This is a genomic window from Streptomyces sp. NPDC046349 (genome assembly GCF_055587885.1).
Map to the genome: position 1 here is coordinate 194985 of NZ_JBVJFK010000009.1, position 24334 is coordinate 219318.

Sequence of the window (24334 nt, forward strand, 5' to 3'; positions counted from 1 at the left end):
AACTGAGGCTAGCCTAGCCTTACTTGAACCGTATCTTTGTCCACCTGATCCGGCCGCACATGGGCGCGGCCGATCGGCACGATCAGGGGCCTGTCCCCCACCGGATCGTCGATCACCTTGGCACGCAGCCCGAAGGCTTCCTGCAGCAGATCGGCGGTGATGACGTCGCGCGGGTGCCCCTGCGCGAGGATCGACCCCGCCTTCATCACGATGAGGTTGTCGCTGTAACGGGTGGCCAGATTCAGGTCGTGCAGCACGAGGACCACCGTGCAACCGCACTCGTGGAGGTCGTCCACCAGATCGAGCACGTCGATGGCGTGCGCCAGGTCCAGGTAGGTGGTCGGCTCGTCGAGCAGCAGCAGGTCGGTGCCCTGGGCCAGGGTCATGGAGATCCACACGCGTTGGCGCTGGCCGCCGGACAGCGCGTCGACGGGTCGGTCGGCCAGGTCGGACACCCCGGTCATGGCCAGCGCCCGCTCCACGACCGCGGCATCGTCCGACGACCACTGCCGCAGCCAGCTCTGGTGCGGATGCCGGCCCCTGGCGACCAGGTCGGCCACCGTGAGCCCCTCCGGCGCCACGGGGGCCTGCGGCAACAGGCCGAGCTTCTTGGCCACGTCCCTGGTCCGGAGCCTGGCGATGTCGTCGCCGTCGAGGACGACGGACCCCCGGGCCGGCTTGAGCAGCCGCGACAGGGTCCGCAGCAGGGTCGACTTCCCGCAGCCGTTGGAGCCGATGATCGTGGTGATCACCCGGGGCGGGACGGCCACGTCGAGGTCGTCGATGACGACCCGGCCCCCGTACCCGACCGTGATCCCTCTGGCCGCCAGCCGTGCGGTGTCCCCGCCCCCGGCCGCGCTCCCGGTGACGTGTTCCATGGCCACGGTTCCCCCTTGGTTCATGCCTGCCCGAACATGTGTCGATCAACGAAGATTGGCCCGCACCAGGAGGTAGACGAGGAAAGGGCCGCCGATCGCGGCGGTTACCACACCGACCGGCAGGGTGATCGGCAGCGCCGTACGCGCCACCAGGTCCGAGCCGATCAGCAGCAGGGCCCCGGTCAGGCCGGACGCCACCATCGGCGGCGTGGGACACCTCGTCAGGCGCATCGCCACCTGCGGTGCCACCAGCGCGACGAAGGAGACCGGCCCGGCCGCGCTCACCGCGACCCCGGCGAGCAGCACCGCGCACAGCAGCAGGACGGCGCGCACCACCGAGTGGCGGACGCCCAGGCCCGCGGCCACGTCGTCACCGAGGTGCAGCGGCTTGAACTGGAACGCGACGGCCCCGACGACGACCGTGAGGGCGAGCGTGCACCAGAGCGCCACCCGCACGTCGTCCCAGGAGCGGTTGTCCAGGGAGCCGATCAGCCAGGCCTGCGCCCGGGCCACGTCCCTGATGTCGGCGGTCACCAGCAGCCAGGTCGTGACCGCCTCCATCACCGCGCTCACGGAGAGGCCGATGAGGATGAGCCGGAACCCGTCGATCCCGCGTCGCCACGCCAGGACGTACACGAGGAGGCCGGTGCCGAGACCACCCGCAAGAGCTGCACCGGACAGCCCCACGGAGTTGACGACGGCGGTGGCGGTCCCGCCCGACACCGTCACCAGGAACACCGCGACCGCGCCGGCGCCCCAGGTGATCCCGAGGATGTCGGGGCTGGCCAGCGGGTTGCGCGCGATGGACTGGGTGATCGCCCCCGACATGCCCAGGGCGACACCCACGACGCACCCGGCCAGGGCCCGCGGCATCCGAAGGTCCATGATCACGAACTCGTCGACCTGCTCGCCCCGGCCCAGGATCGTGGAGACCACCTGGGGCAGGGCGATGGGGAAGTCCCCGACGCCGACGGACAGGCAGAAGACGAGGAACGTCGCCGCCGCCAGCAGGAGCGTGACGCAGACGAGCCACGGCCGCCAGACGAACGACACCCCGCCGAGCCGCACGCCCGGGGCCACCGACGGCCTCCCCCGGGCCCGGTCCACCTCGGTCGCGTTCACTGCGGTCACCTTCACGCCGGTCACGTCCATGTCGGTTGCGTTCATGCGGTCCTGAACTTCCCGCGCCACACCAGGACCGCGAAGAAGGGGGCGCCGAGGAGCGCCACGACGACACCCGCGTCCAGCTCGCCCGGCCGCACCACCAGGCGCCCTGCGATGTCGCAGACCAGCAGCACGATGGCGCCGAGGAGACCCGCGTACGGCACGAGCCAGCGATAGTCCGGCCCCGTCAGGTAGCGGGCCACGTGGGCCACCATGAGGCCCAGGAACGCGATGGAGCCGCACGCCGCCGTCGCGGCGCCCGCCAGCAGGGTGATGGCGATGATGCCGATGGTCCGGTGCAGGGCGGTGTTGACGCCGAGGCCCCGGGCCACGTCGTCGCCCAGGTTGAGCAGGTTGACGGCGGGCAGCGTGGTCAGCGCCAGCACCAGCCCGGCCGCGATGAAGGCGGCCACCGGCCAGATGACGTCGAATCCGACGCCGGCCACCGAGCCCGCGTTCCAGAAGCGCAGCGCGTTCAGCGACGCCTTGTCGGAGAGCGCCACCGCCGTCGTCATCGCGGCGAGGAACACGGTGACCCCCTGTCCGGCCAGTGCGAGGGTCAGCGGGTTGCCGGCTCCCCGGCCGATGCTGGCGAGCCCGAACACGAGGACGCCCGCGACCGCCGCCCCGGCGAAGGCGAACCAGACGTACTGGAACGGGTTCGCGAAGCCGAGGACGGCGATCACCGAGACAACGGCGAAGGAGGCGCCCGCGTTCACGCCCAGCAGGCCGGTGTCGGCGATCGGGTTGCGCGTGTACCCCTGGATCAGCGCCCCTCCGACCCCGAGGGCCGCTCCGGCCACGGTCGCGAGCACTGTGCGGGGGACCCGTACCGTCTGCACGATGAGCCGGATCTCGGTCAGCCGGTGGTCGGCGCTCGGTCCGGCCGACAGCCCGTACCAGACCTCGGACGGGCTGAGTGCGCGCGCACCGACGCCCAACGACACCACCATCGCGGCCAGGAGGACCGACACCAGGACGAGCGAACCGGCAACTCGGCGCCTGCGCACCCGGGTTGCGCCCATGGGCGCGGGGCGTTCCACTGCAATCGTGGCCATGTCGCCGTACGTCATCCCTTCGGAACACCGGTGGACCGGAGTCAGTGGATCGGCGCCGGTCAGCGGGCGGCCGCGCTGCCGGTGCCCCCGGCGAGCGTACGGGCCTCGTCGGGACCGGACTTCAGGCCGCGCCCGAGGAGCGAGTCGAGGATCTCCCCCACCCTGACGGCGGTGTTGGACAGCAGGGAGGAAGTGATGCCGTGGGTGTGCTCCGTCCCGCCCTGTACGTAGATCCCGCAGCGCAGGGCGGGGTCGGTCGCGATGCGGTAGTCGCGCTGGACCCGGACGCGCCCCTCGTCGTCGCGCAGGCACCGCTCGGCGGCCTCGCCGAGCAGACCGAGGGGGTCGGCGGGCCGGTACCCGGTCGCGAAGACCACGACGTCCGCGTCCAGCGCGGTCTCCTCACCGGTGACGAGGGACCGCACGGTCGCGTGGACTCCCGCCTCGGTCTCCCGGACGCCGGTCAGCCGGGAGACGTTGAGGAAGCGGAGCCGCTCGGTGCCCAGGACCTTCTCCTGGTACATCTGGCGGTACAGGTCGTCGATCAGGTCGATGTCCACCACCGAGTAGTTGGTGTTGCCGTGGTAGTCCATGAGCCGGCGCTTGACGTCCTCCGGCGCGGCGAAGAACTCGCCCACGGCATCCGGGTCGAAGATCCGGTTGGCGAATCCGCTGTCGTCGGCGGGGCTGTACCCGTAGCGGGAGAAGACGGCGCACACCTCCGCCTTCGGGAAACGGCGGTGCAGGTAGGCGACGTTCTCGGCGGCGCTCTGCCCGGCGCCGACGACGATGAACCGGGAGGGGGCGGCGGCGCCGTCCAGGCCGTCGACCTTCGTCAGCAGGTCGCAGTTGTGCCACACGCGCTCGGTGCGCTCGACACCGTCCGGCATGAAGGGGCGCAGGCCCGTGCCTATGACGACGTTGCGGGCACGGTGGAGGGCGAGCCCCTCACCGGACCGGACCGTGACGTCCAGGTGCTCCACCACGCCGTCACGGGCGACCGGCGTGACGCCGACGACCTCGTGGCCGTAGGAGACCATGCCGTCGACCTTGTCCGCGGCCCATTCGAAGTAGTCGTGGAACTCCACGCGCAGCGGGAAGAGGTTCTTGTGGTTGATGAAGTCGATCAGCCGTCCCCTGCTCTTGAGGTAGCACAGGAAGCTGAACTCGCTCGCCGGGTTCCGCAGCGTCACCAGGTCCTTGAGGAAGCTCACCTGCATGGTCGCGTCGTCGATGAGCATCCCGCGGTGCCAGCCGAAGCGCGGCTGCTGTTCGAAGAAACGGGCGTTGACCACTTCCCGGCCGCCGACGCGTAAGTTGTGCTCGCTGACCGCGATGGCCATGGCCACGTTGGACGGCCCGAAGCCGATTCCAATGAGGTCGTGGACCACCGGGGCTTCGCCAGGACGAACCTGTGCCATGTCACTCCCATCCTGCGAGGGCGGCCACCGCGCCGTGGGGACGCGCGGCCGTGGGTCGGGCTCCGCCGAGCACGGAAACCGGGCACGCCGACGAAGCCATGACCATGAGACTTAGGCAAGGCTAAGCTCATTCCGAGGACACTGTCGATAGGCAAAACGGACGGTCACCCTTCCGAGTGATCTTCAACTCCCCTGTAAATGGGGGCCATTGCACGCTTAGGCAAGCCTTGCTTTACTCGACATGGCCAACCGCCTGCTCTGAGGAGGAACCCCATGCGGGTCGTCATGTTCGGTTACCAGACCTGGGGGCACCGCACCCTGCAAGCCCTCCTGGACTCCGAGCACGACGTGGTCCTGGTCGTGACGCACCCCAAGAGCGAGCACGTCTACGAGAAGATCTGGAGCGACTCCGTCGCCGACCTCGCGCAGGAGCACGGGGTCCCGGTACTGCTCCGCAACCGGCCCGACGACGAGGAGCTGTTGGCGCGCCTGAAGGAGGCGGACCCGGACATCATCGTGGCCAACAACTGGCGGACCTGGCTCCCGCCGCGCGTGTTCGACCTCCCGCGCCACGGCACCCTGAACGTGCACGACTCGCTGCTGCCGAAGTACGCCGGCTTCTCGCCCCTGATCTGGGCGCTGATCAACGGCGAGACCGAAGTGGGCGTGACCGCGCACATGATGAACGACGAGCTCGACGCCGGCGACATCGTGCGGCAGGAGGCCGTACCGGTGGGGCCGAGGGACACCGCCACCGACCTCTTCCACCGCACCGTCGACCTCATCGCGCCGGTCACGGTCGGCGCGCTCGACCTCATCGCCTCCGGTCAGCGGGAGTTCGTCCGCCAGGACCGCTCACAGGCCAGCTTCTTCCACAAGCGCTCCGTCGAGGACAGCCGCATCGACTGGACCTGGTCCGCGGAGGAGCTGGACCGCCTGGTCCGAGCCCAGTCCGAGCCGTATCCGAGCGCCTTCACCTTCCACCGGGGCAGGCGGATCGAGGTTCTGGCCGCCTCCGTGTCACAGGGCCGGTACGGCGGCACGCCCGGCCGTGTCTTCTACCGCGAGGGCGACGGCGTCGTGATCGTCGCGGGCGCCGACGCCCGCTACGGCCGCAACCACGGGCTGGCCATCACCCGGGTGCGGACCGAGGACGGACGCGAGCTGCCCGCGGCCGAGTACTTCACCTCCATGGGCGGATACCTGACCGCCCGCCCCTGAGCGCGATCTCCCCCGACGCGCCGACGCCCCGGCCGGTGGCGCGGCGACGATGCGGCAGGCGGCCGCCCTGAGCCACTGCCCGGGTGCCGGGTGGCCGCCGCCCGCGTACGGGAGGAGGCGCGCCGCGGGGGTACGGCGCACACCACTGCGCCGCACCCCCGCTCACCGCGCGCCGCCGGGCCCCTCAGCCCGGCGGGGACCGGAGCCCCTCATCGGCTCCGGTCGTACGTGGGGAACCGGCGCAGCCCGGCTCCCTGCCCGCTTCCGCGTCGGTCGTCGAGGACGGCGAGCAGCTCCTCGTGGCGGCGTTCGCCCGGTGCCGCGAGGACCAGGGACCCGTTGCGAGGCTGCGGGGGTGGACATGCGCTCTCCTGACGGAGGCTGGACGGGAGCGGAGGGGCGGGGCGGGGCCGGGTGCGGGAGCCGGACGCGGGCAGCCGGCCGGCTCCCGGGCCGGGCCCGGCTAGTGGAACTGCTCCTCCTCGGTGGAGCCGGCGAGGGCGGTGGTGGAGGAGGCCGGGTGGACGGCGGTGGAGACGAGGTCGAAGTAGCCCGTGCCGACCTCCCGCTGGTGCCTGACCGCGGTGAAGCCGTGCTGCTGGGCGGCGAACTCGCGCTCCTGGAGGTCGACGTATGCCGTCATGCCGTGGTCGGCGTAGCCGCGGGCCAGCTCGAACATGCCGTGGTTGAGGGAGTGGAAGCCGGCCAGGGTGATGAACTGGAACTTGTAGCCCATGGAGCCGAGTTCGCGCTGGAACTTGGCGATCTGGTCGTCGCCGAGGGCGGCCTTCCAGTTGAAGGAGGGCGAGCAGTTGTAGGCCAGCATCTTCCCGGGGAACTCCGCATGGAGGGCCTCGGCGAACTCGCGGGCCTGGGCGAGGTCCGGGGTTCCGGTCTCCACCCAGACGAGGTCGGCGTACGGGGCGTAGGCGAGGCCGCGGGCGATGACGGGAGCCATGCCGTTCCGCACCCGGTGGAAGCCCTCGGCGGTGCGCTCCCCTGTGGTGAAGCGCGCGTCCCGTTCGTCGACGTCGCTCGTCAGCAGGTTCGCCGCCAGCGCGTCGGTGCGGGCGATGATCAGCGTGGGGGTGTCCGCGATGTCGGCCGCGAGGCGGGCCGCGTTGAGGGTCCGGATGTGCTGCGAAGTCGGGACGAGGACCTTGCCGCCGAGGTGGCCGCACTTCTTCTCGGAGGCGAGCTGGTCCTCGTAGTGGATGCCGGCCGCGCCCGCCGCGATCATCGCCCTCGTCAGCTCGAAGGCGTTGAGCGGGCCGCCGAAGCCGGCCTCGGCGTCCGCGACGATCGGCGCCAGCCAGTCCGTCGGGTCGCCGCCGCCCTCGGCGGTGGCGATCTGGTCGGCGCGCAGCAGGGCGTTGTTGATGCGGCGCACCACCTGCGGCACGGAGTTGACGGGGTACAGGCTCTGGTCGGGGTAGGTGTGGCCGGCCTGGTTGGCATCGGCGGCCACCTGCCAGCCGGAGAGGTAGATCGCCTGGAGGCCCGCGCGGACCTGCTGCACGGCCTGCCCGCCGGTCAGCGCGCCGAGGGCGTGGACGTAGTCGAGCTCGTGGAGCTGCCTCCACAGCCGCTCGGCGCCACGTCGGGCCAGGGTGTGCTCCTCCCGGACGCTGCCGGAGAGCCGCACCACGTCCTCGGCCGTGTAGGTGCGCTCGATGCCCGCCCATCGAGGGTCGCCGGACCAGCACTGCTCGAGCTGCCGTGCCGCTGCCGTGGTCGCCTTCGCGTCTGCCATGACCGTCACCGTCTCCGTGAGTCGCTTGAGCTGCCAACGCTGCCGCCGGGCACGGCAAAGCATTGGCACTGTGTGCCTGGGTGCCTGGGGCGCGGCCGCCGGACCCCACTGTGGGTGGAGCTGAGCAATGCGCCGGGCAGCCGAGTGCGGACTGCCGAAATCTCCGACATCGGTGCGTGAATCGCGCCCCGCCCGTCCGTCTCGGCCGCCGGGGTCCGGCGGGCCGCACGACGACTCTGACACTGGCACCCAGTGCCATCAAGGGGTGTCGTTTGCCAAGTTCTGTGAATCTTCCGACCGTCTTCTGCCACGTTTGCAAAGATCGATGGCGGTGCGGTCGCGCATACTCTGGAGCCCGGCCGCGGGGCCGCACGAGGGAAGGGGCGCGGGTGGGCAAGACGTACGCGGGGGCGCGCCTGCGGCGGCTGCGCGAGGAACGCCGGATGAGCCAGGCGGAACTGGCCAGGGTCCTCGGCATCTCGCCCAGCTACCTCAACCAGATGGAGCACGACTCGCGCCCGCTGACGGTCCCCGTGCTGCTCCGGCTGACCGAGGCCTTCGGCGTCGACCCCGGCTTCTTCTCCGAGCGGGACACCGGCCGGCTCGTGGCCGACCTGCGCGAGGCCCTCGCCGGAGAGGTCGCCGAGGCCCGCGTGTCCCCCTCGGAGCTGGCCGAGCTCGCCCGGCGGATGCCGGCCGTCGCGTCCGTGCTGCTGGACCTGGGCCGGCGCAGCCAACTGCTCGCGGAGCGGCTCGCGGAGACGACGGACGGCAGGGACGGAGCAGCCGGCGCGGCACCGCGCTCGCCCCACGAGGAGATCCGCGAGTTCTTCTACCGGCGGCAGAACTACCTGCACGACCTCGACCTGGCCGCCGAGGACCTCGCCCGGGAAATCCGCGTCCGGCGCGGGGAGGTGCTGCGCGCGCTGTCGGACCGGCTCGCCGGCCGGCACGGGATCCGGCTGGCGGCCGGCTCCGACCGCCTCCACCACTTCGACGCGGGGGCGCGCATCCTGCACCTGTCCGGGCGGCTGCGGCCGGGCCAGCAGGCGTTCCGGATGGCCACCCAGCTCGCCCTGCTGGAGTACGGGACGGAGTTGGACCGGCTGGCCGCCGAGGACTTCCCGCAGGACTCCCCCGCCCACCGCCTGGCCCGGATCGGCATCGCGAACTACTTCGCGGCGGCGCTGATCCTTCCGTACGGCGCCTTCCACGCGGCCGCGGAGGAGTTCCGGTACGACATCGAGCGGCTCGCGGACCACTTCGGTCTCGGCTACGAGACCGTCTGCCACCGACTCAGCACCCTGCAACGCCCCAGACTGCGGGGGGTGCCCTTCTCGTTCGTACGGGTCGACCGGGCGGGGAACATGTCCAAGCGGCAGTCCGCCACCGGATTCCACTTCTCCCGCGCCGGCGGCACCTGCCCGCTGTGGAACGTCTACGAGGCCTTCGCCGCGCCCGGCCGCATCCACGTCCAGGTCGCCGCCATGCCCGACGGGCAGCGGTACCTGTGGACCGCGCGCGCAGTGACCCGCCACCGCGGCGGCTGGGGCGAGCCCGGCAAGACCTTCGCGATAGGCCTCGGCTGCGAGATCCGGCACGCCTCCCGGCTGGTCTACTCCGACGGCCTCGACCTGGGCAACGTCTCCGCCGCGACCCCCATCGGCATGGGTTGCCGCCTGTGCGAACGGCTCGACTGCCCCCAGCGGGCGGTGCCGCCGCTCGGCCGCGCCCTGGCGGTCGACGAGAACAGCAGCACCTTCGTCCCCTACCCCGTGGCCCCCGGGAAGGGCTGAAGGACCGACCGGCCGGAGACCGGCGGGAGATCCCCGGAGGTCCCCGCAGTGCGCGGAGATTCGCGGGAACCGGGCGGGGACCGCATCCGACCACCTGCGCGGAACCGGCGGGGCGCCGACCCCGTGAGCGAATCCTCGGATCAGGGAATGTCGATGACCGAAGAACAGCAGTCCGCAGGCCAGGCTCCCGCGTCCACGGGGCGGTGGGGGCCTCCCCCGGCGCTCACCGGGTTCGTGGTGCTGCTCCTGGCGGTGTTCGCCCTCGCGTACGGGGTCGGGTCCGCCGCGGGTCCGGTGGCGCCCGGCCTGCGCAGCACCGTCGGCGACTCGGGGCCCGCCGAGCCGGGGGGCATGGGCGGCATGAACGGCGGCATGGGCGGCATGAACGGCGGCGGGCGATGACGGCGGAGGGAGGCACGGTCGCCGGGGTGACCACCGACCTCGTCGTCCGCGGCATGACCTGCGCGGCGTGCGTGAACCGGGTGGAGAAACGGCTGACGCGCATCGACGGGGTGACGGCCTCGGTGAACCTTGCCACCGGCCGGGCCCGCGTCCACCACCCGGCGGGCGTCACGGCCGCGCAGCTCCTGGCGGTGGTCGAAAAGGCGGGCTACGAGACGGAGTTGGTGCCGCCGCCCGTGCCACGGGCGGCACCGGGGACGGCGACCGGCCCCAGTGCTCCGAGCCGTCGGACCGCTCCTGCGGATCCGGACGACCCGGATGATCCCGCCGGCCGGACGCGGGAGGAGGCCCGCCAGGACCGCGAACGCCTGCTGATCACCGCCCTGCTCTGCCTGCCGGTCCTCGTCCTGTCGATGGCTCCCGCCCTGCAGTTCCGCCACTGGCAGTGGCTGTGCCTGGTCCTGGCCGCCCCGGTGGTCGTCTGGAGCTCCTGGCCGTTCCACCTGAGGGCTGCCCGCGGCCTGCGGCACTCGGCGGCCACCATGGACACCCTCGTCTCGCTCGGAGTCATCGCCTCCTTCGCCTGGTCCCTGTACGCGCTGTTCCTCGGCGGCGCGGGCGAACCCGGCATGCGGATGCCGTTCAGCCTCCTCCCCTCGGCCGGTACGGAGGCCGCTCACGTCTACCTCGAGGCGGCGGTCGCCGTCCCCCTCTTCGTACTGACCGGCCGCCATCTGGAGGCGCGGGCCCGGCGCGGTACGGGTGCGGCGCTGCGCTCCCTCGCAGGGCTGGCCGCCAAGGACGTCACCGTCCGCGAGGACGGCCGGGAGCGCCTGCTGCCCATAGAGGAGCTCGTGCCGGGCCAGGGGTTCGTCGTCCGGCCCGGGGAGCGGGTCGCCACCGACGGCGTCGTGGTGTCGGGCAGCTCGGCCCTGGACCTGTCGCTGATCACCGGGGAGAGCGATCCCGTCGAGGTGGGCCCCGGCCGGGCTGTGGTGGGCGGCGCCGTGAACATGGGGGGACTTCTCCTCGTACAGGCCACCGCGGTCGGCGCCGACACCCGGCTGGCCCGGATCACGCACCTGGTCACCGAGGCCCAGGCGGGCAAGGCGCGGGCGCAGCGCCTGGCGGACAAGGTGGCGGGCGTCTTCGTCCCGGCGGTGCTCTCCCTGGCGGTCACCGTGCTCGGCTTCTGGCTCGGCGCCGGAGCCGATCCGCAGGCGGCCGTCACCGCGGCCGTCGCGATCCTCGTCGTGGCCTGCCCGTGCGCCCTGGGGCTGGCCACCCCGACCGCCCTCATGGCCGCCACCGGCCGGGGTGCCCGCCTCGGCATCCTGGTCAAGGGGCCGCAGTCGCTGGAGGCCCTGCGGCACGTCGACGTGATCGTCCTGGACAAGACCGGCACCCTCACCACGGGCCACATGTCCGTCGTACGTGTCACGGAGACCGCCGGCGGGATCGGCGGGGACGTGGCGGTCCGGCTGGCCGGAGCGGTGGAGCAGGGCTCCGAGCACCCGCTGGGCCGCGCGGTCGCCTCGTACGCCCGGCGCTCGGCGTCCCGGGGCCCCCTGCCGGGGGTCGCCGGCTTCCTGGCCGTGCCCGGCAGCGGCGTCACGGGGATCGTGGAGGGCCGCAGGGTGGAGGTACGCACTCCGGGCGAGGGCCTGCCCGCATCGCTGGCACAGGCGCTGGCCGAGGCGGAGGCCGCCGCGCTCACCCCGGTCCTGGTGCGGGTGGACGGCTTCGACGAGGCTCTGATCGCGCTCGGCGACGTCCTGCGGCCGGGCAGCTACCGGGCGGTCGACCGGCTGCGGCGCCTCGGGGTGGAGCCGGTGCTGGCCACCGGCGACCGGGAGGCCACCGCACGGTCCGTCGCCCGCGAGCTCGGCATCGCGGAGATCCACGCCCACTGCAGCCCCGAGGGCAAGGCGGCGCTGGTACGGGAGTTGCGGAGCGGGGGTCGCCGGGTGGCCGTGATCGGGGACGGGGTCAACGACGCCGCGGCCCTGGCGGAGGCGGACCTCGGGATCGCGATGGGCAGCGGTACGGACGTGGCCATCGGAGCCGCCGACGTGACCCTCGTCCGGGGTGACATCGAGGCGGTCGCCGACGCGGTCCGCCTCGCCCGCCGCACGCTGGCGACGATCCGGCTCAACCTGGTCTGGGCTTTCGGCTACAACGCGGTGACCGTCCCCCTGGCTGCCGTGGGACTGCTGGGCCCGATGCTCGCCGCGGCCGCCATGTCCGCCAGTTCGGTCCTCGTCGTGGCCAACAGCCTGCGTCTGTGCACCTGGCAGCCCTCGCCGAAGCGCCCGGTCACCTCCGTCGGAAAGGCATCCCGGTGATGGACGAACTCCTGCGGACGGTGCACCGCTCGGTGGGCACGGCGGTGCGGCGGACGGCGGGCCGTGCCGCGGCCCGGGCGGCGGAGGCGGCGGCAGTCCGCGGGCCGGACCGCCGGAGCCTGCGCGACGGGCTCCTCGCCACCCTGGTTCCCGTGATGGCCTGCATGGCCATGCTGGTGGCGCTGACCGCGTGGACCAGGGCGGGGGCCGCGGGCAGCCCGGCGCGGATCGACGTCGGCGTGGGGCAGGTCTTCCTCCCGTACGCCGGCAGGGAGCGCACCGCGGCCTTCTTCCGGATCGCCAACACCGGTGGATCGGACGACCAGCTGGTCTCGGTGACCTCGCCGGCCGCCGACGAGATCACCCTGAACCGGCACGAGCGCGCCGGCGAGGGCGGCGACGCAAAGCGCGCGGTGCCCTCGGCGAACATCCCGGCGGGAGCTGTTGTGCACATGACGCCGAGCACCCTGGACCTGATGGTCAGGGTGAAGACCCGGCGCAAGGTGGGCGACGTCATCCCGTTCGTCCTGCATTTCCGCCGCAGCGGCGCGGTGGACGCCGTGGCGTTCGTGGTGCGCCCCGGCAGCTGAGCCGTGCGGGGCGCCGGCCCCGCCGTCGGCCAGGACAGAGCGGCGGGCCGGGCTTAGCGTGGCAGGTGGGAAGTCGGCCACCCGCCGGCGAACGGCAGTCGTCAGGGCAGGAGAGTCGGCCATGAGTACGGTGCACGGGAACGCGGAAGCCTACGAGGTGGTCTTCGCGGCCGCGGACGGGGTCGGGGAGGACGTCGTCCGGATGACCCGGACCAGCGCGGCGGGACCGGGAGGTCACCCCGTCTACGAGGACGCCACCGGCATCGTCCGGGCGGAGATCAGCAGCGGCGGTGAGGTACGGGTACTGGCGACGGGCGGAGGCCAGCAGCCGGCCCGCGTGCTGCGGGCCCGGCCGGTGACCTGACGGACGTCGCCCCCACCGTGGGAGCGATCGTCGCCGCCACGCGTTCCGCTGTCCGACGGAAGCCCGGCGCCGCCGTCGCGGGCGTCCTCCGCCTCCTCACCTGCTCTGATCCCGTGGTCAGCAGCGGTTCAGTCGTTCAGTCGGGCCAGGTGCCGGTGAGGCGCCTGACGGCCACGGCTCCGCCCCGGTCGATCGCCGCCTTGACCGCGGCGAACACGGCACCCTGCAGGATCGCGGCGATGAGGACCTCCCGCCACGTCCGGTCCTCGTCGGTGGCGTTCGGCGCGTCGTCCTCGTGGCCGAGCCGCTTCCAGACCTGCTTGAACGCGATGCCGGCCAGCGCGCCTCCGAGGGCGCCGAGCGCCATCCCCACGGGCTTGTACGCGACGGTCGAGGCCTTCATCGGTAGCTCCTCCACGGTTCGGGGTGCGGTTCTTCCCCCTGCGCCTGCCCGGTCCCGTACGCGGCTAACGTCCGCGGGACCGGGCAGACGCGAAACGGGCCGGCGGTCCGCGCCGGTCGCCTCGCCGATCCCCGACGGACGGAGTTTCGCCATGGCACACGCAGTCGACGTCATCACCGAACTGATCGCGGACCACCGCGAGATGGACGAGACGTTCGACATCATCGAGCAGGCCGCCCCCGCCGCCGAACGGCAGACGGCCGCGGAGCGGCTGACGATCGAGCTCGTCCGGCACACGGTCGCCGAGGAGGAACACCTCTATCCGACCCTCCGGGAGGTGCTCCCGGACGGCGATCTCATCGCGGACCGGGAAATCGCCGACCACGCCCGGATGGAGAAGATCCTCAAGGACCTCGAGGGGCTCGACGCCGACGAACCCGAGTTCGACCAGCTCGTCGCGGCTCTCAGGGCCGAGGTCACCGCGCACGTCTGGGACGAGGAGGAGAACCTCTTCCCGCGCCTGCGGGAGAGCTGCGCACAGGAGGCCCTGGAGTGGATGGGCGACCGGATCCGCCGCGCGAAGATGCGCGCACCCCGCTCCCCCGACGCCCCGCCGGCGGCCGCCCCGGGCATCGGCCTGGTGGACCGCGCCCGCGACCTCGTCACGGGCAGCGGCGCCCGGTAGCTCGGTAGCCCGGGAACCAAGAAACGAAGCGTCACGGGCCGTTCGCGTCGCCGCCGCTGCCGTCGGCGCCCGTTCCGGCCGCCCGATCCCGCGCCGGCGCCGCCCGGCCGATCGCCCCGCCGGCCGGCGCAGGACGGCCCTCGGGCCGGTCAGCGGCCCGAGGACCGGCTGTCCGGCTTCGGGCCGGCCGGCAGCCGGTGCACCGTCCGTCCGGCGGCGCCGGTGGTACGCGGCGGTGAGGATCGCCGGGAGCGCACCCGGGGCGAGGAGCGGGGTGTGCGTCGCCCGGCACACCCCGGCGGCCGGGCCTGCGCACCCGGGCCCCGGACCCCGTCCCCGCCTCAGGCCCCGGACCCCGTCCCCGCCTCAGGCCCCGGCCACCGCACCGCCCCTGGCGCCCCCGTCCGCCAGCTGCCGCTCCGCCGTGTCCAGCAGCATCTCCAGCGCGACCGGGTAGGCGCTGTGCGTCATACGGGCGGCCAGCAGCCCGGCGGTGGCCGCGATGTTCGGGTACGCGTCCGCCGGGAGGCGGGCGTACGTCGACTCCCAGCGCTCCTCGTCCGAGGCCCGGGCGTCGGCGGACAGGGCCAGCGGGCCCGCGTCGAGGGCCGCGAAGGCCAGGCTCTGGTCGATGTAGGCGTGGTAGATCCGCACCGCATCCTCGTCGCCGAACCCCGCACCGCGCAGGATACCCAGGATCGCCTCGTCGGCCGCGATCTCGCGCGGTCGGCCGGTCACCCGGCTCGCGGTCAGCAGGGCGGCCTGCGGGTGGGCGAGGTAGGCACCGTGGATGCGCAGCCCGAGGGCGCGGAGGTCGTCGCGCCACCGGCCGGTCGGGGACCAGCCGGCGAGGGCCCGCCCGATCAGCTCCTCGCCGATGGCGAGGGTGAGGCCGTCCATGCCCTCGAAGTACCGGTAGAGGGTGCTGGGGTCCGCGCCCAGGGCGGCGCCGAGCCGGCGGGCGGACAGGCCCGCGCTGCCGTGCTCCCGCACCATCCGCAGCGCCGTCTCGACGATCAGCTTCTCCGAGAGCACCGTCCCCCGGCGGGTGGGTCGCCGCCTCCTGCGGGCCTCCTCGGGGACCACGTCCTTCGCCATCGCCGCCCGCCTCCGTAACGTCCCGGCCTTATGCCAACACCATTGACCTTAACCCGTGGAGCCCGGTTCCATCAGCCCCCTGAGGCGGATGCTTCACCGAGAGAGGACCAGGACATGCGTGTGCTGCTTGTGGGTGCCGGCGGTGTCGGGAGCGCGATCACCAAGATCGCCGCCCGCCGCGACTTCTTCGACCACATCGTCGTCGCCGACTACGATCTGGCCCGCGCGCAGGCCGCGGTCGCCGCCCTGGGCGCCGACGAGCAGCGCTTCAGCGCCTGCCGCGTCGACGCCTCCGACGAGGCGGCGGTGACCGGGCTGCTCACCGAGCACGCGTGCGGCGTGCTGATGAACGCCACCGACCCGCGCTTCGTGATGCCCCTGTTCAACGCGGCGCTGGCGGCGGGCAGCCACTACGTCGACATGGCCATGTCCCTGTCCCGCCCGCACCCGGACCGTCCGCACAGCGAGTGCGGCCTCAAGCTCGGCGACGAGCAGTTCGAGCAGGCCGCCGACTGGGAGAAAGCGGGCCGCCTGGCGCTCGTCGGCATGGGTGTCGAGCCCGGACTGTCGGACGTCTTCGCCCGCTACGCGGCCGACGAGCTCTTCGACGACATCGAGGAGATCGGCATCCGCGACGGAGCGGACCTGGCCGTCGAGGGCTACGACTTCGCCCCGTCCTTCAACATCTGGACGACGATCGAGGAGTGCCTGAACCCTCCCGTCGTGTACGAGAGCGAGCGCGGCTGGTTCACCACCGAGCCGTTCAGCGAGCCGGAGGTCTTCGACTTCCCCGAGGGCATCGGGCCGGTCGAGTGCGTCAACGTCGAGCACGAGGAGGTCCTCCTCGTGCCGCGCTGGATCGGCGCCCGGCGTGTGACGTTCAAGTACGGACTCGGCGACGACTTCATCGGCAAGCTCAAGGCGCTGCACGCGCTGGGCCTGGACTCCACGGTCCGGGTCCCGGTCCGCGGCGAGGACGGCGCCGAGGTCCGGGTCTCGCCGCGCGACGTGGTCGCCGCCTGCCTGCCGGACCCGGCGAGCCTCGGGGACCGGATGACGGGGAAGACCTGCGCCGGCACCTGGGTCAAGGGCACCAAGGCCGGCCTGCCCCGCGAGGTGTACCTGTACCACGTGGTCGACAACCAGTGGTCGATGCGCGAGTACGGCTCCCAGGCCGTCGTCTGGCAGACCGCCGTCAACCCGGTGGTGGCCCTCGAACTGCTCGCGACCGGCGTGTGGTCCGGGTCCGGCGTCCTGGGACCCGAGGCGCTGCCGCCGGTCCCGTTCCTCGACCTGCTGACGGAGTACGGCTCCCCCTGGGGCGTCCGCGAACAGGGCACCGCCCCCGCGCCTGGCCGCTGACCCGGTCGGCCTCCGGCCGCATTCCGCGCGGCACGTCCGCCGAGGGCCCGGGTGGACGCGCCGCGCGGAGGACCACGGCCTGGCCGCGCCGCTGGCCCGACGGGAACCGCAATGATCACCTTTGGCGTCTTCGCCGCCACGTGACCGTCGAGGGAGAGGAGAGGCGACGTGGAACAGACCCGTCGTGCCGTACTGACTCTGGGAGCGGGGGTGGCGCTGACCGCGGCGGTGCCGGCTGGCACGGCCCGGGCGGCCGCGCCCGGCGGAGGCGGCGAGGCCGCCCGGCGGCTGCGCGCGCTGGAGCGGGAGTACGGCGCGCGGGTGGGGGCGTACGCCCGGGACACCGGGACGGGCCGCACGGTGCTGTACCGGGCCGATGAACTGTTCCCCATGTGCTCGGTGTTCAAGGCGCCGGCCGCGGCGGCCGTGATGCGGGACCTGGACCGTGACGGGGAGTTCCTCGCCCGGCGGATCCACTACACCCAGCAGGACGTCACCTCCGCGGGCGGCGGCTCGGTGACCGGGCGGCCCGAGAACGTCGCCGGCGGGCTCACGGTGGCCGAACTGTGCTCGGCGGCCATCGCCCAGAGCGACAACGGCGCCGCGAACCTGCTGCTCCGCGAGCTGGGCGGGCCCACGGCGATCACCCGGTTCTGCCGCTCCGTCGGGGATCGTACGACGCGGCTCGACCGCTGGGAGCCGGAGCTGAACTCGGCCGAGCCGTCGCGGGTGACCGACACGACCAGCCCACGGGCCATCGCACGCACCTACGGGCGCCTGGTGCTCGGTGACGCACTGGCCCCGCGCCATCGGGAGTTCCTGACGCGGTGGCTGCTGTCCAACACCACGAGCGGCGACCGGTTCCGCGCGGGCCTGCCGCGCGACTGGGTGATCGGGGACAAGACGGGCGCCGGGTCGTACGGGACCAACAACAACGTGGGCATCGCCTGGCCTCCCGGGCGGCCGCCCGTGGAGCTGGCCGTGCTCACCGCCAAGCCCGGTTCCTCCGCGCCGCGCGAGGACTCGCTGGTCGCGAAGGCCGCGGAGGCACTGGCGGCGGCCCTCTCCTGACGGCTTCGCTTTCGCGGGCCCGCCGCCTCCGTGCGGGTCATTCCAGCACGGAGGCGGCCACCGAGAGGTCCGCCACCAGGCCCGCGAAGGCGGCCTCACGGTCGTCGGCCCGCAGCACCGCCGAGGGGTGGACCGTCGCCAGCAGCTGCCCGGCCGACGCCGTACCCGGCTCCTCGCCGTCGAGGGCCGGCATCGGCAGCAGGACCCCCCGCTGCTCGCCGACCCGGAACGAGGGCCCCAGCAGAGCCCTGCCCGCCGTCGCGCCGAGCACCACCAGCACCTCGGGTGCGACCAGGCGCAGTTCCCGCGCGAGCCAGGGCCGGCAGGCGGTCATCTCGCGCAGGCTGGGAGCCTTGTGGATGCGCCGCTTGCCGCGCGGGGCGGGAGTGAACTTGAAGTGCTTGACCACGTTGGTGAGGTACGCCTCCTCGCCGTCGAGCCCCGCCTCGTCCAGCGCCCGGCGCAGCAACTGCCCGGCCGGACCCACGAAGGGCTCCCCCTGCAGGTCCTCCCGGTCGCCGGGCTGCTCCCCGACCAGCATCAGGCGCGCACGGGCCGGGCCCCGGCCGAAGACCGTCTGCGTCGCGTCACGGAACAAGGGGCACCCCCGGCATCCGGACGCCGCGCGGCGCAGGGCCGGCAGTCCGCCGCGCGCCGGCAGATAGGGCGTGGCGTCGTAGTGCTGCCCGGCGTCGCCGTCGGATGCGGCCGGAACGGCCTTCGGGATCGTCTCCATCGGCCACCACCGCCCCGGTGCGCTGTTCCTGGTCCGTCCCGCAGTCGGGACCGCGGGACGGCAGTCGGCTTTTGCCCCGGGAGCCCCACCTCAAACCGGGGCGGCGAGGTGTGCCCGACCTCGTGCAGGGCAGGCGGATGGCATGACCGTGCACGTCGGCACCTCCGGGTGGCAGTACCGGGACTGGTCGGGTGTCCTCTACCCGCCGGACCGGCCGCAGCGCCTGTGGCTGGAGGAGTACACGGGTCATTTCCGGACCGTGGAGAGCAACAACGCCTTCTACCGGCTGCCGTCACCCGAGACGTTCGCCCGGTGGCGCGAGCGCACACCGCCCGGTTTCGTCATGGCCGTCAAGGCGAGCCGCTTCCTGACGCACGTCAAACGCCTGCGCGAGCCCGCCGAGCCGGTGCACCGGCTCATGGCGCACGCCGCTTCCCTGGGCGACCGTCTCGGACCGGTCCTCCTCCAGCTGCCGCCCACCCTGCGGGCCGACCCGGCCGCACTCGACGCGTGCCTCGCCTGCTTCCCGGCCGGAACGCGCGTCGCGGTCGAACCCCGGCACGAGTCCTGGTGGTCGCAGGACGTGCGCTCGGTCCTGACCGGCCGCGGCGCGGCCCTGTGCTGGGCCGACCGCGGGTCTCGGCCCGTGACCCCGCTGTGGCGCACCGCGGACTGGGGGTACGTACGGTTCCACGAGGGCCGTGCCCGCCCCGCCCCCCGGTACGGCAGGACGGCCCTGCGGACCTGGGCGTCCCGGATCGCGGACACCTGGCCGACGGGCTCGGACGTCTTCGCGTACTTCAACAACGACGCGGGCGGGGCGGCCGTGGCCGACGCCCGCGCGTTCATCCGGCTGGTGTCGTCCCCCGCGCGAGGAGGTCGCGGAGCCGCACCCGCTCGGCGGGGGTGAGGCCGGACGGGGCCTCCCCGCCGCTCCCCGCGCGCAGCGCTCCGACGGAGCTGCCGTCAACCGGCGCACAGATCAAGGATCTTGACGGTACCGTGCTCCCCCAGCGGGCTGACGCGGTGCCCACGAAGTGCCACGATGGTCCGTGCTTCAACAGTGTGCCTTTTCCGGGACGCTCCGAGAGCGGCGCCGGGCATCCCGGAGGGCAGCCCTACCCCACGAAAGGGCGGACACCCCATGCGCGTTATACCGTTCGTATGGCCCTTAGGCGGCGGCCGCGGCTCGACCGCGCAGGACCAGGTGCGCGACTACTACAGCCACAAGACGCAGGAGATCCTGCACAAGTACGGTCCGGGCCCGCGCGTCCACTTCCACGTGGGGCTGTACCCGGACGGCCCACCGGGGACCACCGTCCCCCAGAGCGCACTGAAACAGAGCCTGTTCGACTCGCAGGAGCGAATAGTCGACCACGCGGCCCGCACGTGGGGTGCGTACGAGTCCCCTCCCCGGCGCCTGCTCGACATCGGCTGCGGGCTGGGCGGTACCTCGCTCTACTGGGCTCAGGAGCACGGGGCGTCGGTCACCAGCCTCACCGTCGCGCCGGAACACCTCCCCATCGTGGAGCGCTTCGCCCGTCGCGCCGGGGTCGCGGACCGTGTGAGACCCGTGCTGGCCGATGTGCACGACCTCGACGAGACCCGCGCCTACGACGCCGTGTACGCCAACGAGAGCAGCGGCTACACCGATCGGACCCGGCTGTTCGAGGTCGTCGCCAAGGCGCTGGAGCCGGGTGGCTGGTTCGGGATCCAGGAGCACTTCGCGGGCGCCTCGCAGTGGCGGGAGTTCATGGACGGCTACTACAGAACACGGCTCGGCCGGCGCGGGGAATACCTGGCCGCGGCCGAGGCGGCCGGCTTCGAGCTGGTGCAGGACGAGGACGTGACGGACTCGGTGGCCGAGTTCTGGGTGCAGTCCATGGCGTGGAACACCGCCGAACTCGACCGGCTCCGGGCGGACTCCGATGCCGTACCGGGCGCCTGGACCGGCGACCGGCTCGAACAGTCGACGATCGCGCACAGCAAGTTCTTCCGGCTCTGGCGGGAGCACGCGGTGGAAACCCGGCTGCTGCGCTTCCGGATCGGCGGTGGCCGATGACAGGACCGATCCGGCCCTCCCTCCTCGGGACGGGCCTGCCGCCCTTCTACTGCCCCTTGCCGCGCGACCTCGTCCATCCCGAGGCCAAGGAGGTGGAGTCCAGGGCGGTCGCATGGCTGGACTCCTTCGGCCTGTACCCCGATCCGGTCGAGCGTGCCTGGGGGCTCGCCACGCACAGCGCCGACTTCTCGTGCCGCATCATCCCCTGCGGGGACGCGGAGGCGGTCCTGCTGTTCACCGAGTGGAACTACTGGGCCAACGCCGTGGACGACTGGCAGGATTCGGGTTCCGATGAGGTCGGGACGGCTGCGGTCGTCGAACACGGGGTGCGGCTGCTGCGGACCATCGAGGACCCGGAGGCGTCCGTGCTGCCCGAGGGCCCCATGACCCGCGCACTGCTGGATCTGGTGGACCGCACCCATGCCATGCTCACCCCTTACGAGCTGCGAAGGTTCGTCGAGGGGACGCGGGACTGGCTGCTCGGGGCGGCCTGGCGGGCAGCCCGGGCGGAGGCGGGGTCCATGCCGGGGCTGAACGACTTCGTCGCCATGGGGCCGCTGGCGAACGGCACGCGGTTCTCACTGACCTGGTCGGACGTCGCCCGCGGGAACCGGCTGTCGGCGGACGTCCTCAGCTCCCCCGCCCTGACGGCACTGACGGACGCGGCCGGTTTCGTCGTCAGCGCCGACAACGACCTGTTCTCCTACGACAAGGACGACCACCTGGAGCCGCGCGAGGTGAACCTTGTCAACGTCCTCGCCCATCACGAGGGTTGCTCCCCCGCCGAGGCGGTCCCGCTCGCCGTGGCGTTGCGCGACCAGGTGATGGTCCTGTTCACCGGGCTGAGGGCGCGGCTCGAGAACGGCGAGGACGGCGTCGGCGGCGAACTGCGCGGCCATCTCGAGGCGTTGGGCCACTACGTGGCCGGCTCCATCGCCTGGCAGGCCCGGGCACCCCGGTACGCCAGTCCGCGCAACCGGTACGAACTGCCCGTCCCGGAAGCCGGGTTCCCGGTCCGGTACGCCGAGCAGCCCAGCGTCCCTGGGACCGAGCCTCCGGACCTGCCGGCGCTGGCGTCCTGGTGGCGGCAACTGCACCGCTGAGCGCGAAGACCGAGGTCCCCGGCCGGTGCGGCCGGGGACCTCGGTGCGAACGGCCCGCTCAGCGACGGCCGAGCAGCCGGCGCCACCAGCTGACACCACGGCGCCTGCGGCCGCCCGTGGCCGCGGGCGGCGGCGCCGTCGGCTGCGGCGGGATCACCGGGTGGACGGGGTGCCCGGCCGGCTGCTCCACCGGGAGCTGCGGGGCCGGCGCCGAGCGCGGCGCGAACCGTACGGGCAGTGCCAGCAGATGACGGGACATCAGCGTGCCCCGCCACTGGAGCTCGCTCGCGTCGACCGCCAGCTGGAGGTCGGGCAGCCGGTCCAACAGGACTTCGATGCCGGTGTCCGCGATGGCGCGCCCGATGTCCTGGCCGGGGCATTCGTGCGGGCCGCTGCTGAACGCCAGGTGCGAGCGGTTGCCGTGGACGGACACGGAGGGGTCGGGCCGGATCTGCGGGTCCGCGTTGCCCGCGGCCAGGCCGAGCAGGATCATGTCCCCGGCCTTCACCTGCTGGCCGCCGAGCACGGTGTCTCCGGTGGCCCAGCGTCCGATGATCGTGTTGATCGGCGGATCGTCCCAGAGGACCTGCTCCAGCGCGTCGGGCAGGGTCATGTGGCCGCCGGAGAGGCTCGCCCGGAAGCGCGGGTCGGTCAGGACGGTGCGCAGCGTGTTGGCGATCAGGTTGGCGGTGGTCTCGTATGCCGCGATCAGCACGACGCGCAGGTGCATGAGCACTTCGGTGTCGGTCAGGTCCGCGGGGTGCTCGATCAGCCAGGAGGCGAGGTCGCGGGCGGGCTTGGCCTTGCGCTCGACGACCAGGTTCTCCAGCGTGGTCGTGACGTAGCGGTCGCTCTGCAGGGCCGTCTCGGTCCCCTGGAGCATGTCGCGCGCCGCGTTGACCAGCAGCGGCCCGTGTTCGTCGGGGGCCCCGATGAGCTGCGTCATGACCAGCATGGGGAGCTGGTCGGAGAAGGCGGGCACCAGGTCGGCGTATCCCTCGGCCGCGATCTGGTCGACGAGCTGGTTGGCGAAGCGCGTCACGTAGCGGCGGATGCCGCGCTTGTCGAAGCGTTCGAGGGACTCCACGACGGCCGAGCGCAGCCGCTCGTGGACGGGGCCGTCGGTGAAGTTGCACACCGGTACCCAGGAGACCATGGGGCCGAGCGGGGTGTCGGCCGGCACCCGGCCCTCTCTCATGTCGCGCCAGCCGCGGGGGTCGCGGGCGAAGCGCGAGGACGTGCGGGCGACGTCCAGGTTCTCCCGGTGGCCGAGGACGAGCCACGCCGGGAGGTCCCCGCTCACGAGCACCGGGGCCACCGGGCCGTGCTCGGCCCGCAGCTTCTCGTACAGGGCGAGGGGGTCCGCCTGGGCTTCCGCTCCGTGCAGGCGGTACAGGCCGCCCGCGGTCGCCGCGGCGTGGGCGGGGCACCCGGGCGGTGGGGTGGGGGTGGTGCTCACATTGCCTCCTGGGTGGCTGCCTGGGAGTGCAGGTAGCGCATGAGGGTCAGCAGGACGTCGCGGGAGGAGTCCCGCCTTCTGGCGTCGCAGACGAGGATCGGGACGGCGGGCGGCAGGTCGAGGGCCTCGCGCAGCTCCTCCAGCGGATGGTCGGGTGCGCCGGGGAAGGAGTTGACGGCCACGACGAAGGGGACGCCGCGTTCCTCCAGGCGTCCGATGACGTCGAAGCTGATCTCCAGCCGACGGGTGTCGAGGAGTACGACGGCTCCGAGCGCGCCCTCGAAGAGCCCGCGCCACAGGAACCAGAAGCGCTCCTGTCCGGGTGTCCCGAACAGGTACAGCACGAGTTCGTCGTTGATGCTGATGCGGCCGAAGTCCATGGCCACGGTCGTGGTGATCTTGCGGGCGACGCCCCAGGTGTCGTCGACGCCGACGCCGGCCCGGGTCATCGTCTCCTCGGTCGTCAGCGGTTTGATCTCGCTGACCGCACCGACCATCGTCGTCTTGCCCACGCCGAACCCGCCGACGACCACGACCTTCACTGCCGCCGCGGCCGTCTGCGGCAGGATGTCCGCCTCGCGCGGCCCGGCGGGCGGGTCAGAGCTTCTGAAGTCCATCGATCACTGCCTCGATCAGAGCAAGGTCGGGTAGCTGCGCGGCGGGAACGGGCGGGCGGACGTGCACGCGTTGGGCGGCCATCAGGTCTCCGACCAGCACGGTGACGACGCTCACGGGCAGGCCGGCGTACGCGGCGATCTCGGCCACCGACAGCGGTGACTGGCACATCCGCAGAATGGACGCCTGCTCGGGCTGCATCTCGGGCCGGGGAGGCCCTTTGGCCACCACTAAGGTCACGAGGTCCAGCTGGACGGAGGTGGAGGGCCCACTGCGTCCGCCGGTGATGACGTAGAGCCGTTCGGGACTGCCGTCCTCCCAGCTTGAGGGCGGCTCTTTCACGCGGGCTGCCCGTCGTGCCGGGGCGGGCTGCTCAGGTGGTCCCCCATTCGGGTCACCAGGTTCCGCATCTGCGCGCCCATGAGGCCCGCGTCGACGCCCTCGTCGGCGAGGACCGCGAGGTAGGAGCCGTCTCCGGCGGCCATGAGGTAGAAGAAGCCGCCGTCCATCTCGATCACGACCAGCCGCATTCTGCCCTCGGAGCTGGGTAGTTCGGCGGCCACCGCTCCGGCGAGGCTCTGCAGGCCGGCGCACGCGGCCGCCAGGCGGTCGGCCGTGTCCGTCTCGGCCCCGTACTGGGCCACGCAGAGCCCGTCCGCGGACAGCACGATCACGTGTCGCGTCTGCGGCACGCCGGCGGCCAGGTCCTTGAGCATCCAGTCCATACTGCTTCGCTGAGTCATCACTG

Annotated in this window: 24 protein-coding genes; 12 read left to right on the forward strand and 12 right to left on the reverse strand. The window is 72.8% G+C overall.

The window, feature by feature from the left end:
• Positions 1-8: 8 nt before the first annotated feature.
• From ACZ6JS_RS22320 to ACZ6JS_RS22335, 4 genes are read right to left on the reverse strand one after another with little or no spacing between them, the layout of a single operon-like run.
• Positions 9-878, reverse strand: a complete 870-nt coding sequence (locus ACZ6JS_RS22320) for an ABC transporter ATP-binding protein (RefSeq protein WP_469300539.1) — start codon at positions 876-878, stop codon at positions 9-11.
• A 45-nt stretch (positions 879-923) separates the two neighbouring features.
• Entirely contained in the window at positions 924-2045 is a 1122-nt protein-coding gene (locus tag ACZ6JS_RS22325; protein WP_469300227.1) for a FecCD family ABC transporter permease, read from the reverse strand.
• Positions 2042-3100, reverse strand: a complete 1059-nt coding sequence (locus tag ACZ6JS_RS22330) for a FecCD family ABC transporter permease (protein WP_469300229.1) — start codon at positions 3098-3100, stop codon at positions 2042-2044. Before ACZ6JS_RS22330 ends, ACZ6JS_RS22325 begins: the two co-directional genes overlap by 4 nt.
• Positions 3101-3159: 59 nt before the next feature.
• Positions 3160-4521, reverse strand: a complete 1362-nt coding sequence (locus ACZ6JS_RS22335; RefSeq protein ID WP_469300230.1) for a lysine N(6)-hydroxylase/L-ornithine N(5)-oxygenase family protein — start codon at positions 4519-4521, stop codon at positions 3160-3162.
• A gap of 273 nt (positions 4522-4794) precedes the next feature.
• On the opposite strand from ACZ6JS_RS22335, the gene ACZ6JS_RS22340 reads away from it, so the two are divergent.
• Positions 4795-5742: a methionyl-tRNA formyltransferase gene (locus tag ACZ6JS_RS22340; RefSeq protein WP_469300232.1), complete on the forward strand. Its 948-nt coding sequence runs from the start codon at positions 4795-4797 to the stop codon at positions 5740-5742.
• A 463-nt stretch (positions 5743-6205) separates the two neighbouring features.
• On the opposite strand, the gene aceA is transcribed toward ACZ6JS_RS22340, so the two are convergent.
• On the reverse strand, positions 6206-7495 hold the full coding sequence (aceA, locus tag ACZ6JS_RS22345) for an isocitrate lyase (protein WP_469300233.1): 1290 nt from the start codon (positions 7493-7495) through the stop codon (positions 6206-6208).
• Positions 7496-7884: 389 nt separating this feature from the next.
• On the opposite strand from aceA, the gene ACZ6JS_RS22350 reads away from it, so the two are divergent.
• The 5 genes from ACZ6JS_RS22350 (at position 7885) to ACZ6JS_RS22370 (ending at position 12992) form a co-directional block, all read left to right on the forward strand.
• Complete coding sequence (locus ACZ6JS_RS22350; protein ID WP_469300235.1) at positions 7885-9291, forward strand: short-chain fatty acyl-CoA regulator family protein; 1407 nt, start codon at positions 7885-7887, stop codon at positions 9289-9291.
• Between the two features lie 153 nt (positions 9292-9444).
• A complete protein-coding gene (locus ACZ6JS_RS22355; RefSeq protein WP_469300237.1) occupies positions 9445-9693 on the forward strand; it encodes a hypothetical protein in 249 nt (82 codons plus the stop codon).
• Positions 9690-12038, forward strand: coding sequence for a heavy metal translocating P-type ATPase (locus ACZ6JS_RS22360; protein ID WP_469300239.1), 2349 nt, complete (start codon positions 9690-9692; stop codon positions 12036-12038). Before ACZ6JS_RS22355 ends, ACZ6JS_RS22360 begins: the two co-directional genes overlap by 4 nt.
• On the forward strand, positions 12038-12628 hold the full coding sequence (locus tag ACZ6JS_RS22365) for a copper chaperone PCu(A)C (protein WP_469300241.1): 591 nt from the start codon (positions 12038-12040) through the stop codon (positions 12626-12628). Before ACZ6JS_RS22360 ends, ACZ6JS_RS22365 begins: the two co-directional genes overlap by 1 nt.
• A gap of 121 nt (positions 12629-12749) precedes the next feature.
• Entirely contained in the window at positions 12750-12992 is a 243-nt protein-coding gene (locus tag ACZ6JS_RS22370; RefSeq protein WP_469300242.1) for a DUF6296 family protein, read from the forward strand.
• Between the two features lie 136 nt (positions 12993-13128).
• Here the strand turns inward: ACZ6JS_RS22370 and ACZ6JS_RS22375 are convergent, their stop codons facing one another.
• A complete protein-coding gene (locus tag ACZ6JS_RS22375) occupies positions 13129-13395 on the reverse strand; it encodes a DUF4235 domain-containing protein (protein ID WP_469300244.1) in 267 nt (88 codons plus the stop codon).
• Between the two features lie 151 nt (positions 13396-13546).
• Here ACZ6JS_RS22375 and ACZ6JS_RS22380 point away from each other — a divergent pair, with 151 nt between their 5' ends.
• Positions 13547-14080, forward strand: a complete 534-nt coding sequence (locus tag ACZ6JS_RS22380) for a hemerythrin domain-containing protein (RefSeq protein ID WP_469300245.1) — start codon at positions 13547-13549, stop codon at positions 14078-14080.
• A gap of 366 nt (positions 14081-14446) precedes the next feature.
• Here ACZ6JS_RS22380 and ACZ6JS_RS22385 read toward each other — a convergent pair whose 3' ends face one another.
• Positions 14447-15178, reverse strand: coding sequence for a TetR/AcrR family transcriptional regulator (locus ACZ6JS_RS22385; RefSeq protein WP_469300246.1), 732 nt, complete (start codon positions 15176-15178; stop codon positions 14447-14449).
• A gap of 114 nt (positions 15179-15292) precedes the next feature.
• Between ACZ6JS_RS22385 and ACZ6JS_RS22390 the strand changes: the two genes are divergently transcribed.
• Positions 15293-16540, forward strand: coding sequence for a saccharopine dehydrogenase family protein (locus ACZ6JS_RS22390; protein ID WP_469300247.1), 1248 nt, complete (start codon positions 15293-15295; stop codon positions 16538-16540).
• Between the two features lie 168 nt (positions 16541-16708).
• A complete protein-coding gene (gene bla / locus ACZ6JS_RS22395; protein ID WP_469300249.1) occupies positions 16709-17611 on the forward strand; it encodes a class A beta-lactamase in 903 nt (300 codons plus the stop codon).
• A gap of 37 nt (positions 17612-17648) precedes the next feature.
• On the opposite strand, the gene ACZ6JS_RS22400 is transcribed toward bla, so the two are convergent.
• Positions 17649-18347, reverse strand: a complete 699-nt coding sequence (locus ACZ6JS_RS22400) for a UdgX family uracil-DNA binding protein (protein ID WP_469300251.1) — start codon at positions 18345-18347, stop codon at positions 17649-17651.
• Between the two features lie 142 nt (positions 18348-18489).
• Between ACZ6JS_RS22400 and ACZ6JS_RS22405 the strand changes: the two genes are divergently transcribed.
• The 3 genes from ACZ6JS_RS22405 to ACZ6JS_RS22415 all read left to right on the forward strand — a co-directional run bounded on the left by ACZ6JS_RS22405 (position 18490) and on the right by ACZ6JS_RS22415 (position 21512).
• Complete coding sequence (locus ACZ6JS_RS22405) at positions 18490-19257, forward strand: DUF72 domain-containing protein (protein WP_469300252.1); 768 nt, start codon at positions 18490-18492, stop codon at positions 19255-19257.
• 234 nt (positions 19258-19491) lie between these two features.
• Positions 19492-20409, forward strand: a complete 918-nt coding sequence (locus ACZ6JS_RS22410; RefSeq protein WP_469300254.1) for an SAM-dependent methyltransferase — start codon at positions 19492-19494, stop codon at positions 20407-20409.
• Complete coding sequence (locus ACZ6JS_RS22415; protein WP_469300255.1) at positions 20406-21512, forward strand: terpene synthase family protein; 1107 nt, start codon at positions 20406-20408, stop codon at positions 21510-21512. Before ACZ6JS_RS22410 ends, ACZ6JS_RS22415 begins: the two co-directional genes overlap by 4 nt.
• A 58-nt stretch (positions 21513-21570) precedes the next feature.
• On the opposite strand, the gene ACZ6JS_RS22420 is transcribed toward ACZ6JS_RS22415, so the two are convergent.
• From ACZ6JS_RS22420 to ACZ6JS_RS22435, 4 genes are read right to left on the reverse strand one after another with little or no spacing between them, the layout of a single operon-like run.
• Positions 21571-22971 (reverse strand): cytochrome P450, encoded by a 1401-nt coding sequence (locus ACZ6JS_RS22420; RefSeq protein WP_469300257.1) that lies wholly within the window; start codon positions 22969-22971, stop codon positions 21571-21573.
• Positions 22968-23588, reverse strand: a complete 621-nt coding sequence (locus ACZ6JS_RS22425; protein WP_030843670.1) for a GTP-binding protein — start codon at positions 23586-23588, stop codon at positions 22968-22970. Before ACZ6JS_RS22425 ends, ACZ6JS_RS22420 begins: the two co-directional genes overlap by 4 nt.
• Complete coding sequence (locus ACZ6JS_RS22430) at positions 23569-23928, reverse strand: DUF742 domain-containing protein (protein WP_060177477.1); 360 nt, start codon at positions 23926-23928, stop codon at positions 23569-23571. The genes ACZ6JS_RS22425 and ACZ6JS_RS22430 overlap by 20 nt, the downstream gene beginning before the upstream one ends.
• Complete coding sequence (locus ACZ6JS_RS22435; RefSeq protein WP_030031532.1) at positions 23925-24329, reverse strand: roadblock/LC7 domain-containing protein; 405 nt, start codon at positions 24327-24329, stop codon at positions 23925-23927. The genes ACZ6JS_RS22430 and ACZ6JS_RS22435 overlap by 4 nt, the downstream gene beginning before the upstream one ends.
• Between the last annotated feature and the right edge of the window lie 5 nt (positions 24330-24334).